The organism is Cohnella sp. GCM10027633, from assembly GCF_042675445.1.
Lineage (GTDB): Bacteria > Bacillota > Bacilli > Paenibacillales > Paenibacillaceae > Cohnella.
This window is the reverse complement of the sequence record NZ_JBHTGV010000004.1, coordinates 244,604-258,352: the sequence shown is the minus strand read 5'-3', so window position 1 is coordinate 258,352 and position 13,749 is coordinate 244,604. Positions and strand designations below refer to the sequence as shown.

Sequence of the window (13,749 nt, the reverse complement as noted above, 5' to 3'; positions counted from 1 at the left end):
TAAATCGCGAACGCCACTGAAACATGCATGGCAAGGAGGGTACTCATGAACACGCAATCACACAAAATGAACGTCTCGATCGACGAGCCCCCGTCGCACCTGTCGCAGCTTCAAGAGTTCTACCGGAAATTGGACGAAGAGGGCGTCACGCTCGAGAAGCTTCCGCGGGAACGCCGCGAACGCTATCAGCTGGAGGCGCTCAATCTGACGCTCTCCCATATATGGAACAATAACGAGTACTATCGCGAGGCGCTGCAAGCGGCCGGCTTCGAATCGCCGGTCATCGCTTCGCTCGCCGAGTTCGGCAAAGTGCCTCTCCTTCGCAAAGACGTCATCCGCGGGGATAAATCGAAGCTGTTGTGCGTGAACCCGCGGCAAATCGGCCAAGTGCACTTGACGAGCGGCACCTCGGGTAAGCCGATCTATACGTCGTATACGCTCGGGGACCAATACGTGTACGATTTGTTGCCCAAATACTTGGAATTGTTTCCGGAGACGGACGACGACGTCGTGGCGATCGCGCTGCCGTACGAATTCGCTTTGCCGGGCCTCGGCTTCCAGCGGCTGTTCCAATTCGCCTTCGGGTCGGCCATTCTGTCGCTCGGCAAAGGCGGGTATATGGCACCGGTGGACAAGTCTCTCGCCTTGATGAAGGAGTACGAGGCGACGGTTCTCGCCACGACGCCGTCCTATGCCGCGCTGCTGGCGGAGGAATGCGAGAAGTTCGGCTACCAGCCGGGCGTCGACTTCAAGCTGCGCCGGATTATACTGACGGGCGAAGGCTGCTCGTACACGTTCCGCAAGCGGCTGGAGCAATGGTGGGGCTGCGAGGCGTCGTTCTTCTACGGCTCCACGGAGTGCGGCGTCGTCGGCATCGAATGCAAGGAACACGCGGGCTATCACGTCGCGGAAGGGCACGTCTACATGGAGATCGTCGATCCGGATACGGGCGCTCGGCTCGGCTACGGACAGACGGGAGAGATCGTCATGACGACGCTGCTGCGCGAAGGGATGCCGATGATGCGTTATCGCAGCGGCGATATCGGCTATATGCAGCGCTCTACGTGCGCGTGCGGCATTACGATGGACGTGTTGCAGCTTCGGGGACGGATGGAGAACATGATCCGGTTAGGCGGCAACGACTATTCGCCTTTTCTGCTGGAGCAGTTCCTGCTGGAAGTGCGGGAGATCGGCCTCTGGTATCGCTTCATCGTCGAGCAAGGCAAGCTGACGATCGAAGTCGAGCCGCACCGGACGACGCTCGGCGACGACAAGCTGGCGCGGAAAGTGCAACGGCATATGGAAGACGCGATCGGCGAGACGTGCGAGGTCGTCGTCAGGCACGACATTCCCCGCACGTTCGGCAAAGCGACGCGCGTCATTATTCGATAAAAGGAGAATCGCCATGTCCAATCTCATCGAGGAGCGGGAACGCAAGCTTAAGGATCTGCTCTCTCGCATTACCCAATCACCGCTATACCGGGAGAAGCTGACCGGTCGCGATACGGCGAACATCGGGTTCGCGGACATGCGCAAGCTGCCCCTTACGACGAAGGAAGAGCTGCGGAAGGCCGGCTCCTTCGGATATCTGGCCGTCGACGCGGAAGAGGTGGCGCAATATCACGAATCGTTCGGCACGACGGGGGAGCCTTCCGCGTCTTGGTTCACGGCGGAAGACTTGGAGACGGGCGGCAGGCAACTGAAGGAGTGCGGGGTCAACCTTGCGGCGAACGATCTCGTCCTTGTCCGGTTTCCGTACGCGATGTCGCTTCCGGCGTTCCTGATGCAGCAGGCATGCCGGCAGACGGGCGCGGGCATCGTTCCGGCCAGCGGCCGCACGACGGTTACGCCGTACCCTCGTGTGCTCGGCCTGATGAAGCGGCTCGGCGTCACGGTGCTCGCGGGACTACCCCGGGAGATGGAGCTGCTCGCGGAGACGTCGCGGCTGCTCGGGGAGCAGCCGTGCGCAGAGTATCCCGCGCTTAGGGCGATATGCGTCGCGGGCGAACTGATGAGCGACGCCCGCAGGGCGCACATCGAACGGTTATGGGGCGTGCCCGCGTTCAATCTGTACGGCTCGACGGAAACGGCGAACATCGCCGTCATGTGCGAGCATGGGGTCATGCACGTCGCGGAGCGGGATTTCATCGTCGAGGTGCTGGACGCGGACGGCGTAACGCCGGTTCCGGACGGACAACGGGGCTTCGCCGCCATTACGACGCTATCCCATCGCGCTTCCCCGCTGCTGCGCTACTTCAATGAAGATATCGTCTCGATGGCGCCTAGCCGATGCTTATGCGGGCGCGCCGGCGCGGCGCTGACCCACTACGGCCGGAGCAAAGACAGAATCGTCTTCGGGACGACGACGCTCGATGCAGGCAACATTCAGGAAGCCGTCTATTCGCTCGTGCCGGCGCCGGACGCCTGGCGCGTCATCGAACGGGAGCGCGGGCTTCACGTGCTGATCGACTCGCATCGGAGCGCCGAGTGGTCGATCGACGCGGCGAAGGCGCAGCTCGCCGGCATGCTGCGCGTGCCCGTCACGCTGGAAGTCGCGGCCGACGGCGTACTGCTGGGCCGAGAGGAACTGTTGCATAACGAGCCGTCGAAGAAGCCGGTCTATATCGAGCGGCTGAGGCGGAGCGTCGATCCGGTCCGGGAGCTGATCGAACGCGGCACGGAAGCGTTCCTCGGCGATCGGTTCGCCGAATCGAGAGCCGCCTTCGAGGAGGCGATCGCGCTGAACGACCGCAACGCCGAGGCGCGCGCATGGCTGGCCGCGGCTTACGGCCGATTAATCGAAGCGGGGAACATGCAGGAGAAGATCAAGCTGCTTCCGCTATTCGAGAACGAAGTCAAGACGGCGATGGACATCGACCCGTCGCTTCCGCTCGCGAGGCGAATGAACGGGGCAAGGCTGCTCAACACGCCCGAATCGCTCGGAGGCAATCCTGCCCGCGCGGCGGAGGAGTTCAGGTATTGCCTCGAGCAGGGGCTCGAGGATACGGACGTCTGGGTGTCGCTCGGACAATGCCACCTGAAGCTGAACGAGCCGGAGAAGGCGATCGAGATGCTGGCCGTCGCCTTGCGGCGCGATCCGAAGCACAAGAAGGCGCAACGGCTGATGGAGGATTTGCGGGACGAGGACGTATAACGGAGGGCCCGAAGATAATAGGTCAAGGAGGTTGTCGGAGCAAGGAGGCACATGAGCGCCGAAGGAGGGAAGTTCGTAGGCATGGTAGACATGAACCCGGGAATCGAGCAATTAATGCTCAATCAACTGCACCAGCTGTTATTCGATATTTTACTGACGACCGACGGGCGTACGACGGATTTACTGGAAACCTTGTTGGATGAGAAAATGACGGTCCAAGTCGTTCGGCAGCAACAAATCGACGCGGCGGATATCGATATCGGCGCAGGCCTGTCGGGCGGCCCCTATTACTTGCGGGAATCGGTGCTGACCGGCGATCGGACGGGATTCGCCGTATCGCACAACTATGCGATCGTATGCTCTCGTTGCGTGCCCCCCGCCATGTTCGAAGCGCTCGCGGCGAAGCAGGACGGAATCGGCAAGACGATTCAATCGCTCGGCATACAGACGTCGAGGCGGCTGTCGGAATGCGGTTGGAGGAGCGACGGAGCGATCGTCGACCTGTTCGGCGAACCGGCGAAGCTGAGCTTCCCGGACCGGCAGGCGGCTTCGAACGTGCCGTTCAAGCGATACGCGATCTATTTCGGCGAAGAGCCGGGCATTCATCTGCTCGAGTATTTCAATCCGGATATCGTCCGGCATCGATTGTTGCGGGGCGGCGATTGGTAGAAGCGACAAAGAAGGCTCACGGCGGCGAAAACCCGCTCGTGAGCCTTCTTGTTATCGTCGTCGGAGAGAGTCGCTTACTTCGGCCTGGCGGCTCTGAGCGCTTCTGCGAATCGCGCGCCGGCGGCGGCAATCTGTTCGCCGGCGATCGTCGCGCCGCTCTGGAAAGCGGTCCTGAGCTTGTCGGCGATGACGGCCGATTCCGGCAGCAGTTCGACGGCGGATTCCTTCAATTGCTCGCTGATCGACTGCGCGCCGTCCGCCGCGGCGTTCCGTAACTTCTCGATGAACACGCCGGCTTCTTCGTTGAAGACGTTCTTGAACGCGTCCAAATCTTCTCTGATAGGCAAGGCTTCACCCCCTTCCGCGATCGAGATGGCGGTTATTGGCGATGCGCGAAGCTGAGCGCGGCGGCTCCTACGGCGCCGAGAACGACGCTGACCCAGTCGCGCAATTCGAACGGAGTCGCTTGCGACGAGTCGCTTGGCCCGTTGCGGGCCCGATCCAGCTTGAACGCGATGACGCGTTGCCTGGTCCTGGCGAGCGTCAGCAGCTTCGAATCCGTCGTAAGCGTCTCTAGCTTCTTCAAGCATACTTGCGCCTCGGGTAACCGTTCCGTGCGGTAATAAGCTTCTCCGAGCTCGTAGACGAGCGTCGCGAACTCCTTCTTCTCGAGGCTGCCGGGACGGCGGATCTCTTCGTCGATCAGCAGGGCGTAATCCTCGACCGCCGTTTCCGCGCGCTGGAAGAACGGCTCGGGCAAGCGATAGCATATGCGGCCGCGGATCAAGCGAAACGTTCGGTTGCCGGGTTCGGCCGCGACGGCTTCGTCGAGGAGGCCGAGTCCCTTCCTGGCTATAGTCAGCTTGTCGGCCGGCGTCTCGGCATCGCGCGCCTTGAGCGTGAGCACGCTGCCGTAATACGCCTTCGCCGCGGCATCGTCCGGAAACCGCAAGCGCAGTTGCCCCCACACGGCCTCCGCCTTGGCGACCGCTTCTTGGCCGCCCGACACCGCATCGTTATGCACGCGAATGGCGGATGCCAGCCGGCGGTCCCTCTTCGTCGGTTTGGATGACGGGCTCGCGAAGGGTTCCGGGATAGGAGCCGCGGCTTTCTTGGCTAATTTCTCCTGCTTCTTCTTGTCGTTGCCCACGGAACAACGTTCACTCCTTCCCCTTGGCGCGCTTGAGCGATTGGCTCGAGCCAGTCTGTTCGATCAGACGAGGCCTCGCGGCGGAGCCGGACGGTCTGTCGCGCCTGGACCTGTCGTCCGAACCCGTCAGAGCCAGCGATTGCTCCGCGTTCGGTTTGCTCTTGAACGCTCCGAGCACGATGGCCAGCGCGGCCAGAATGAGCATGACGACTCCGAGCACGACGCTGACGACGAACAACGCTCTACTTGCCTTTCCCAGTCTTTCTTTGTTTTCCATTATCGTTCTCTCCTTTGCCTTGGGGCGCCGCATCCGGACGAGGCTTGGCCGACTGCTGTCTAATCGTCTTCGCCAACCCGTGCTTCCCGGCGTTCTCGTAAGCTTGAGCAAGACCTTGCAGCGTCTCCTGGCGTTGGGCGGGAGCGAGGTAGCCGGGAGTGCCGTCGTCCCGCGAGAGCAAATGCTTGAAATCGTCGATCGCGGTTTGCGTCCGGTCGAATATCCGATCCGGCAGCCGCATGCACACGTTCGCGCGAATGAGCCGCACGACCGCGTCCCCGGGCGCCATCGCGACCGCGCGATCGAGGATGTCGAGACTGTGCTGGGCTTTGTCCGCTTTGTCGATTAATTGATCGGCGTCGCGCGCGAGCATCGCGAGCGTGCTGCCGTAGTAAGCTTCGAGCAGCGCGTGCTGCGAATCTATCGCGCGCAGCTCCGCGAATTGCCGGTGCGCGTCGCGAACGGCCGCGGGGTTTCCGCGAACGGCCTTGTTATGCCGGCCTATCGCCGCTTCGAACCGTGCGTTGAAGGAGTCGTCTGCTGCCATCGTCCAACCTCCAGTAGGTAATTACATTTCACGGTATGGCCTTTCGGCGCAATGAGTGTTGGGTGCTTGTATCGACGGGATAGACAAGTATACGAGTACGATCGAAAAATAGGCGGCGAATAAAACGCGGGACTATGGAAGAAAAGTTGCTTCGACGTATTCCGCATGCGCGACTGCCTACATAAAGATAGTAGAGGAGCGTTCATGACCCGATATGATCGCAGTCAGCATAGGGAGGCATTAGCGTGAGCGAGTTATTAGACGGAGCGCCGGATATTCCGGTTAACGGAGTAGATACGGCGTCGCCCGAAGCGGCGGCGAAGAAGCGGGCGCGCAAGCGCAAGGAACCGGCGGAGGGGCAGGAGGAAGCGGCGTCTCCGGCGGTCAAGCGCACGAGGAAGAAAAAGACGGTCGCGGTCGAAGCGGACGCCGAGAAAGCGGTCGTAGCGGAAGCGATCTTAGAAAACGGCGCTGAAATAGAAGCGGTCATTGAAATAGCGCCTCTGGAAGAGACGGTCGCGATAGAAGCGGTCGTAGAGGAAGCAGTCGAGGAAGAGGCGGTCGCAGTAGAGGCGGTCGTAGAGGAAGCAGTCGAGGAAGAGACGGTCGCGATAGAAGCGGTCGAAGAGGAAGCAGTCGAGGAAGAGGCGGTCGCGGAAGAACCTCTCGACTTCGAAAGCGCATGGGAGAATCTCATCCGCAACGAATTGCGCAGCAGGCAGATCGAGCCGCTCCCGGCTCCGACGGAGCCGGAGGCCGAGCTTGTCGTCACGACGTCGCTTCACGATGACTCGAAGCCGGAGCCGGTCGCCGAGGAGAAGCTCGCGCATGCGCCGAGCGCCGAACCGACGGCGCCGCCGCCTCTCATGCCGATCAAGTTCCGCCCCGCCGAGCCGACGAACGCGAGCGTCGACCCGTCGAAACGTCGTCGGATCGAGGAGACGGATAGACGGCAACGGCGCGCCGAAGGCGGACAGGATTCGGCCCGCGACCAAGCGCCGCGAACGAGAAGGACGGATGCCGAGATCGACCGTTCGTTCCGGATCGAGCCGCTCTCCACGCGCGCGTCCAAAGACGATCGCGACGTTACGAAGCAGGAACGGGCGAAGGCACTCCGCGAATTGGTCGCTCCGATCGTCCCTCCCGACGTGAAAGTATTCGTTCCGCCGTCCGTCGATCCGCCGGCGCTCCCGCCGGTCGTCTTCACGGCGAACGATGATCCGTCCGCTTCCGAGAGCAAACCGCTGCTCGCGACCCGTCTCATGAAAGCGCAAGAGTTGTTCGCCGCCCAGCAGCCGGATCCTTCCCCGACGCCGGCGGCGATCGCGTACCCGCGGACGAATCCCGCCGAAGCGGAGGCGATCGCGACGTTCCCGGCACTCGAGCCGTCAACGCCGGTTCCGGCGCCCGAAGTCAAGGCGTCGCCGGCGCCGAGCCGGATCTGGCATAAGGGTCTGGCGAAGAGGAAGCCGGGAACAACGTCCAAAGCGAGAAGCGCGAGCCGGAGGAAGCCCGTAACTGGAGCTGCCAAGTCCACTCCCAAGAGAAGCGTAGTCGCCAATCGACCGACAACGCGCCCGAAGCCGCTCTTCAAGAAATCGGCCGGTCGGATCGCGTCCGGCAGACGCAAGGCAAGCCGCTAACGCCCGCCTTTAACGCGCGCGCGGTCGCGGAGCGTTCCGCGACCGCGCGCAAGGCTACTTCCGTTGCGATTCGAGCAACCGCATCGCCCATTCCGTCCATTCGATGTTCGATCGGGTCGTCCTCAGCGCCTTCTCCATGAGGACGTAGGCGCCGAATCGCAACGAATCGAACGGCGGCGCTTCGCCGTTCGCCGGGAAGTCGCCTCGCCGGCGCAGCGACTCGACGGTGTTCTCGTGCTTGCGCAGCCGTGTATGGTAATAGTCGAGGCGCGCGGCGAACAGCCGCTTCGCGCCCTCCGGGTCCGTGTAGGACAAGCAGTACGTCTTGAGCATGAGCTCGTCCCGGGTGACGGGGTCGGCCGCGGGCTCGGTCAGCCATCCCCGCAGCGCCTCTTTGCCCTTTTCGGTCAACGAATACACTTTCTTGTCCGGCTTGTCGCTCTGGCAGACGTGCTCGTAGCTGACGTATTCTTCCTTCTCCAAATTCGCGAGCAAAGGATAGATTTGGCTGTGCTTGGCCGGCCAGAACGGCTGCGTTCTCAGCATCAGGTCGTACCCGGAAAAGGAAGCCTGCGAGAGTATGCTCAACAATCCGTAGGATAAGGTGTTCATAACGGTGCCTCCGGCGCATAAGTAAACTTTGACATACCCATTATCCCATAGTATGATATGGTGCGCTTTATTAATATGTAAAAAAAGACATAGATCCAAACTAGGGGATGTGGATAAGCAACAATGAGTAACGGGTTCAATCAGCAAGTACGTTTCTGGCCGATTATGGTTGCGATTTTTATCGGTTCGTTCGTTTGCATTCTGGCTTCCAGCACGATCACGCTCGCTCTCGATTTGCTCGGGAAGCATTTCGAGACGTCGCTCGACACGATTACGTGGACGATGACCGGCTTCATGCTAGCGATGGGCACGTTCGCCCCGATCGTCGGTTACTTGGGCGAGCGGTTCAGCTATAAGCGCGTCTATCTGTATTCGCTCGTCGGCTTCACGCTCGCATCCGTGCTATGCGCGGTCGCTTGGAACGAATACGCTCTGATCGCCTTCCGCGTCGTTCAAGGCGCGTTCAGCGGCTTGATCATGCCGGCGACGATGTCGATCGTCTACCAGGTCATTCCGCGGGACAAGCAGCCGATGGCCGTCGCGCTATGGGGGCTCGCTTCGATGATGGCGCCGGCGTTCGGTCCGACCCTCGCGGGGTGGCTGCTGCAAAATTACGATTGGCAATGGCTGTTCCTGATCAACGTGCCCGTTGGTATTATCGCCATTATCTGCGTCGCGCTGTACATTCCGTATTACCGTCTTAGCGTGCCGAAGAGCTTCGACGCGCTCGGATTCCTGCTCGTCCTTGCCAGCAGCTCGTCGCTGCTGCTCGCTCTCGGCCAGGGACATAACTGGGGCTGGGACACGGCCAAAGTCATCGGCTTGCTCGCGTTCGGCGCGGTTACGCTGGTGCTGTTCGTCTGGCGCGAGCTGACCGCGGAATCGCCTCTCTTGAACCTGAGAGTGTTCAAGAACGGCCGCTATACGCTGAATACCGTCATCGCGAACATTCTGACGATCAGCCTGTACGCCGGAACGATGTTCACGCCCGTCTTCCTGCAGAGCGTGCAGGGAGTATCGGCGATGGACACGGGCTTGATCCTGCTGCCGGCTTCGCTGGCGATGGCGCTCGTCATGCCGATCGTCGGCAAGCTGTACGGCCGCGTCGGACCTCGTCCGCTCATGATCGTCGGCATCGTCCTGCTCACGATCGGCACGCTGATGCTCAGCTGGCTCAGCATCGATGTCTCGCGGACGTACATCATCGTCTGGATGACCGTCCGCAACCTCGGTATCGCGATGGTCATGATGCCTTCGAGCAACGCGGGCATGGAGCTTCTGCCGCGGGAGCTGAGCGGTCATGCCTCCGCGATCATGAACTGGACGCGGAACGTATTCGGCTCGTTCGCCATCGCGATATTCACGACGATGCTCGCTTCGCGCGGCGCCAGCCACGGGGCCAACTTGTTCGCCTCCGGGGAGACCGACCAGCATTTCATCCAGATCATGTCGTTCACGATGAGCGTCAACGACGTGTACCTGGTCGCGACGTACGTCGCCGCGCTCGCGATGCCGCTGGCGTTGTTCAACCGCAAGGTGAAGCCGCTCGGCGACGATCAGCAAGCCGGCAAAGCCGCGTAAATCGCATCGAAACGCCCGGACGAGCGGAACGATTTTCCGTTCGCCGGGTTTTTCTTATCGTGCTATAATTAGTCGTTTGCTCCGCAAAGCGGAGCCGCGGTTCGCGAACTCCCGCGTTAACAAAACTAGGAGGCATGATTCACTATGTTCACGTACAACCTCGGCTGGGGCGCCTTGTTCGTCCTGGTCAACTTCGCGCTGTTCCTCGCTTGCTACCGGCTGTTCGGGAAGCAAGGGCTGTATGCCTGGATCGGCGCAGCGGTCGTGCTCGCCAACATTCAGGTGGTGAAGCAGATCGAGCTGTTCGGTCTTATCATGACGCTCGGCAACACGATCTACGGCACGATCTACTTGACGACCGACTTGATCAACGAGAAGTACGGCGCCAAGGAAGCTAGGAAGGCGGTCTGGTTCGGCTTCTTCATCCTTATCATGTCTACGATCATGATGCAGATGGTGCTGAAGTTCACGCCGGCGGAGAGCGACTTCGCGCAAGGCTCGCTGGAGACGATCTTCGGACTGATGCCGCGCATCGCGCTCGGAAGCTTGGCCGCGTACGCGATCAGCCAACTGCTCGACGTTCAAGTGTTCAGCAGGCTGAAACGCAAGTATCCGGCTCGCAATCAACTGTGGCTGCGGCTGAACGGGAGTATCGGCTTAAGCCAGCTCGTCGATACGCTCGTGTTCTGCACGATCGCGTTCGCCCCGATCCTCGGCAACGACGACTACACGTGGGCGGTCTGGAGAGAGATCGCGCTCACGACTTACCTGATCAAATTCATTATCTCGGTGGCTTGCACGCCGGTCATCTATATCGCAAGAAGCTTCAAGTTCAAGGACGAATAGCAGACTTCGCAACTCCTGCATCGCCCCTACCCGGGAGGTTAGCACATGGCTTCAACCGCTTCGACCCGCAGCGCATCGGCGCAATCCGCGACGGTATTGCCGATTCTGCTGGCCATCAGCTTGGTACACATGCTCAACGATTCGATGCAGGCGGTCGTGCCCGCGCTGTACCCGATACTGGAAAAATCGCTCGACCTGAGCTACGTGCAAGTCGGCTGGATCGGCTTCATGCTCAATATGACGTCGTCGGTCATGCAGCCGGTCGTCGGCGCGTATTCCGATCGCAAGCCGATTCCGATGGTGCTGCCGATCGGCATGGGGCTTAGCCTCGTCGGCATGGTCGGCATCGCGCTGGCGCCGCACTTCTGGTACTTGCTGCTCGCGGTCGTGTTCATCGGCCTCGGCTCCGCGATCTTCCATCCGGAAGGCTCGCGCATCGTGTACTTCGCTTCGGGAGGCCGGCGCGGCTTCGCGCAGTCGGTGTACCAGGTCGGCGGCAACGCGGGCAGCTCGCTCGCGCCGCTCATGACGATCTTCATCTTCGTGCCGTTCGGACAGATCGGCGCGATGTGGGGAACGCTGTTCGCCGGCATGGCGATCGCGGTGCTGCTCGGGCTCGTTCCCTGGTACAAGAAGAAGCTCGCGGAGTGGGAGCAAGAGCGGGAACGGCGGCTCGCCTCGAAGACGAAATCGGCGGAGCTCTCGGATCATCCGCGAATGAAGTTCGCGCTCGGCCTGCTGATATTCCTCGTCTTCGCGCGGTCATGGTACCATTCGGGCATCAGCAGTTATTATCAATTTTACTTGGAGCACGATTACGGATTGACGATGCAGCAAGCGCAGGTTCCGGTGTTCCTGTTCCTCGCGGCCGGCGTGCTCGGCACGTACTTCGGCGGCGTGCTGGCGGACCGGTTCGGGCTGAAGAACATGATCGTGTTCTCGATCCTGGGCGCGGCGCCTCTCGCGCTGGCGCTGCCGCATCTGCCGCTGTACCTCGTCTACCCGATCATCGCGCTGCTCGGCTTCGTCATCCTGTCGGGCTTCTCGGTAGCGGTCGTCTACGCGCAGTTCCTGATGCCTTCCAAGGTCGGCATGGCGTCCGGACTGACGACCGGCCTCGCGTTCGGGATGGGCGCGATCGGTGCGGTAGCGCTCGGCAAGATGGCCGACGTGTTCGGCCTGTCGCCGGTCATGTTCTGGTGCAGCTTCCTTCCGCTCGTCGGGCTCAGCGCGCTGCTGCTTCCGCCGGACCGCAAGGTCGGCATCTCGAAATAAGCGATTGCATTGGCGCAAGCCGATCGGACGATGAGTCCGGTCGGCTTTTAATTTACGCGCTCGTCGCGCTAATCGAAGGAATATTCGCGGTACGAGTCGAACGTATCCGTATGGGTTTGATAACGTTTTCCAGAATCGGGGGACTACACATGCCAAGACGAACGAAGCTTAGCTTGCCCGCGCTCTTGCTCGCGATGACGCTGACCGCCGGTTGCTTCGGTAACGAGGCGGCCGAGCCTTCGGTCAAGCCGTCCGCGACGCCGACCGCCGCGGCATCGGCGACGCCGATTCCGATCGCGGAAGCGCGAGTCGAAGGGCTGCGCATCCACGTCGATCAAGTCGGCTATATGCCGAACGCGCCGAAGACGGCCGTCTTCGCGTCGGACGAACCGTTCGAGCCGCTGGCGGTCCAGGTCGTCGACAACGACGGGAAGACGGCGTGGGAAGGTTTGTCGCCCGCCGCGAGCATGGACGCGAATTCGGGCGATTGGGTCGCGAGAATCGACTTCGGGTCGCTTACGGCGGATGGACGGTACGAAGTCGCTGCGGGCGGCAACCTTTCCGATCCGTTCTACGTCGGCGCCGGCGTCTTCGACGATGCTTGGGCGAAGGTCGCGAAGTCGTATACGTTCCAACGCGCGAACTTCGAGCAGGACGATTCGGTCACGGGGCTGAAGCTGCTCGCCGGACATAAGCAGGACAAGGAAGCTCGGTTGTATTACGAGGACGAGGGGAACCCGTCGGTCCTCGACGTTAGCGGCGGCTGGTACGACGCGGGCGACTACGGTAAGTACGTGCCGACGGCGGCGATTACGGTCGGACAGCTAATGATCGCATACGAGCTGTACCCGGAAGCAGCGAGCGGGAAGTTCCTCGATGACCGGGAGAAGGCGTTCTGGCCGGAAGGCGCGAAGGCGCCGGACTTGCTCGCGGAGATCAAGTACGAGCTCGATTGGCTGCTGCGCATGCAGCGCGATGACGGCGCGGCGTACCACAAGGTGAGCGGGATGACGTTCCCGCCTTATATTCTGCCGGCGGAAGACCTGCAGGACCGGTACGTATTCGGGCAGTCGACGTTCGGGACGGCGATGCTGGCCGGCGCGGCCGCCATGGGCGCCCGCGTCTACGAGCCGTTCGATCCGGCGTACGCTTCGGAGTTGCTCGACCGCGCGAAGCGGGCGCAGGCGTGGTTGGACGGGCATCCGGAACCGTATTTCCGCGTCGACGAAGGACAGAACTCCGGCTCGGGGCCTTACGATAAGACGTCCGATCGAGAAGAGCGGTTCTGGGCGCTGTCCGAGCTGTTCAAGACGACGGGGGACGAGGCGTACGACGCGATCGTTCAACGGGAATACGCCGATCTGGCCGGCAAGCCGCCGGGCATCGTAGGTTGGGGCAACGCGCAGTTGCTCGGGCAATGGGCGATCGCGACCGCTTCGAGGACGCCGTCCGCGGGACGGGACGAGGCCGCGGCGGCGATCGTGCAGGCGGCCGACGGCATCGTTGGAAGAATCGACGGCGACGGCTATCGCTTCTCGTTGACGGCGGACGAATACGCGTGGGGCTCCAATAAGAACGCGCTTGCCTACGGGGAGCTTCTGCTGCTCGCGAACCGGCTGAAGCCGGACGTTGCTTACGAGAACGGCGCGTTGGATCAGCTTCACTACGCGCTCGGCCGCAACGCGATGGGCATGAGCTACGTAACCGGCGTCGGGAGCCGCTACCCGGCGAAGGCGCATCATCGGATCTCGATGATGTCCGGAACGAAGGTGCCGGGCTTGCTCGTCGGCGGGCCGAACAAGTACGGCGACGACGATGCGCTGAAGAAGGTAATCGCGCAAGGGGTTTCGCCGGCGAAGAGCTATGTGGACGATGTATCCAGCTATTCGAGCAACGAATACGCCATCGATTACAATGCCCCTTTGTTCGTCGCGCTGACTGCGTTCAGATCCGCAAATTAACATTTAACAAACATTTACGCATGAACTTTCCCAA

At 61.5% G+C, this 13,749-nt stretch carries 13 protein-coding genes; 8 read left to right on the top strand and 5 right to left on the bottom strand.

The features are described 5' to 3' along the window. Positions 1 to 45: 45 nt before the first annotated feature. Genes ACFQZG_RS12670 through ACFQZG_RS12660 form a run of 3 tightly spaced genes read left to right on the top strand, consistent with a single transcriptional unit; the run spans position 46 to position 3,823 of the window. Complete coding sequence (locus tag ACFQZG_RS12670; protein WP_378152973.1) at positions 46 to 1,392, top strand: phenylacetate--CoA ligase family protein; 1,347 nt, start codon at positions 46 to 48, stop codon at positions 1,390 to 1,392. A 13-nt stretch (positions 1,393 to 1,405) separates the two neighbouring features. Beyond that, a complete protein-coding gene (locus tag ACFQZG_RS12665) occupies positions 1,406 to 3,154 on the top strand; it encodes an AMP-binding protein (RefSeq protein ID WP_378152971.1) in 1,749 nt (582 codons plus the stop codon). Positions 3,155 to 3,205: 51 nt separating this feature from the next. Continuing rightward, the gene (locus tag ACFQZG_RS12660; protein WP_378152969.1) at positions 3,206 to 3,823 is read left to right on the top strand and encodes a 4-hydroxybenzoate synthetase; all 618 of its coding nucleotides are present in this window, start codon (positions 3,206 to 3,208) and stop codon (positions 3,821 to 3,823) included. Between the two features lie 74 nt (positions 3,824 to 3,897). Here the strand turns inward: ACFQZG_RS12660 and ACFQZG_RS12655 are convergent, their stop codons facing one another. From ACFQZG_RS12655 to ACFQZG_RS12640, 4 genes are read right to left on the bottom strand one after another with little or no spacing between them, the layout of a single operon-like run. Beyond that, positions 3,898 to 4,170 carry a hypothetical protein gene (locus ACFQZG_RS12655; RefSeq protein WP_378152967.1) on the bottom strand — a complete coding sequence of 91 codons (273 nt, stop codon included), beginning with the start codon at positions 4,168 to 4,170 and terminating at the stop codon, positions 3,898 to 3,900. Positions 4,171 to 4,202: 32 nt separating this feature from the next. Further along, positions 4,203 to 4,973 (bottom strand): hypothetical protein, encoded by a 771-nt coding sequence (locus ACFQZG_RS12650; RefSeq protein ID WP_378152965.1) that lies wholly within the window; start codon positions 4,971 to 4,973, stop codon positions 4,203 to 4,205. A 10-nt stretch (positions 4,974 to 4,983) separates the two neighbouring features. Beyond that, the gene (locus ACFQZG_RS12645) at positions 4,984 to 5,250 is read right to left on the bottom strand and encodes a hypothetical protein (protein WP_378152963.1); all 267 of its coding nucleotides are present in this window, start codon (positions 5,248 to 5,250) and stop codon (positions 4,984 to 4,986) included. Next, complete coding sequence (locus ACFQZG_RS12640; protein WP_378152961.1) at positions 5,216 to 5,797, bottom strand: hypothetical protein; 582 nt, start codon at positions 5,795 to 5,797, stop codon at positions 5,216 to 5,218. The genes ACFQZG_RS12645 and ACFQZG_RS12640 overlap by 35 nt, the downstream gene beginning before the upstream one ends. Before the next feature lie 245 nt (positions 5,798 to 6,042). Between ACFQZG_RS12640 and ACFQZG_RS12635 the strand changes: the two genes are divergently transcribed. After that, complete coding sequence (locus tag ACFQZG_RS12635) at positions 6,043 to 7,440, top strand: hypothetical protein (RefSeq protein WP_378152959.1); 1,398 nt, start codon at positions 6,043 to 6,045, stop codon at positions 7,438 to 7,440. Positions 7,441 to 7,494: 54 nt separating this feature from the next. On the opposite strand, the gene ACFQZG_RS12630 is transcribed toward ACFQZG_RS12635, so the two are convergent. After that, entirely contained in the window at positions 7,495 to 8,052 is a 558-nt protein-coding gene (locus ACFQZG_RS12630; protein WP_378152957.1) for a PadR family transcriptional regulator, read from the bottom strand. 123 nt (positions 8,053 to 8,175) lie between these two features. On the opposite strand from ACFQZG_RS12630, the gene ACFQZG_RS12625 reads away from it, so the two are divergent. From ACFQZG_RS12625 to ACFQZG_RS12610, 4 genes are all read left to right on the top strand, one after another. Then, complete coding sequence (locus ACFQZG_RS12625) at positions 8,176 to 9,633, top strand: DHA2 family efflux MFS transporter permease subunit (RefSeq protein WP_378152955.1); 1,458 nt, start codon at positions 8,176 to 8,178, stop codon at positions 9,631 to 9,633. 144 nt (positions 9,634 to 9,777) lie between these two features. Beyond that, complete coding sequence (locus ACFQZG_RS12620; protein ID WP_378152953.1) at positions 9,778 to 10,479, top strand: queuosine precursor transporter; 702 nt, start codon at positions 9,778 to 9,780, stop codon at positions 10,477 to 10,479. A 45-nt stretch (positions 10,480 to 10,524) separates the two neighbouring features. Further along, positions 10,525 to 11,754 (top strand): MFS transporter, encoded by a 1,230-nt coding sequence (locus ACFQZG_RS12615; RefSeq protein ID WP_378152951.1) that lies wholly within the window; start codon positions 10,525 to 10,527, stop codon positions 11,752 to 11,754. Positions 11,755 to 11,903: 149 nt separating this feature from the next. Beyond that, complete coding sequence (locus ACFQZG_RS12610) at positions 11,904 to 13,715, top strand: glycoside hydrolase family 9 protein (protein WP_378152949.1); 1,812 nt, start codon at positions 11,904 to 11,906, stop codon at positions 13,713 to 13,715. Positions 13,716 to 13,749: the final 34 nt, after the last annotated feature.

Coding starts and splice junctions, on each gene's coding strand:
- ACFQZG_RS12670 (WP_378152973.1), top strand. CDS start 46: ATGAACACGCAATCACACAAAATGAACGTCTCGATCGACGAGCCCCCG.
- ACFQZG_RS12665 (WP_378152971.1), top strand. CDS start 1,406: ATGTCCAATCTCATCGAGGAGCGGGAACGCAAGCTTAAGGATCTGCTC.
- ACFQZG_RS12660 (WP_378152969.1), top strand. CDS start 3,206: ATGAGCGCCGAAGGAGGGAAGTTCGTAGGCATGGTAGACATGAACCCG.
- ACFQZG_RS12645 (WP_378152963.1), bottom strand. CDS start 5,250: ATGGAAAACAAAGAAAGACTGGGAAAGGCAAGTAGAGCGTTGTTCGTC.
- ACFQZG_RS12640 (WP_378152961.1), bottom strand. CDS start 5,797: ATGGCAGCAGACGACTCCTTCAACGCACGGTTCGAAGCGGCGATAGGC.
- ACFQZG_RS12630 (WP_378152957.1), bottom strand. CDS start 8,052: ATGAACACCTTATCCTACGGATTGTTGAGCATACTCTCGCAGGCTTCC.
- ACFQZG_RS12625 (WP_378152955.1), top strand. CDS start 8,176: ATGAGTAACGGGTTCAATCAGCAAGTACGTTTCTGGCCGATTATGGTT.
- ACFQZG_RS12620 (WP_378152953.1), top strand. CDS start 9,778: ATGTTCACGTACAACCTCGGCTGGGGCGCCTTGTTCGTCCTGGTCAAC.
- ACFQZG_RS12615 (WP_378152951.1), top strand. CDS start 10,525: ATGGCTTCAACCGCTTCGACCCGCAGCGCATCGGCGCAATCCGCGACG.
- ACFQZG_RS12610 (WP_378152949.1), top strand. CDS start 11,904: ATGCCAAGACGAACGAAGCTTAGCTTGCCCGCGCTCTTGCTCGCGATG.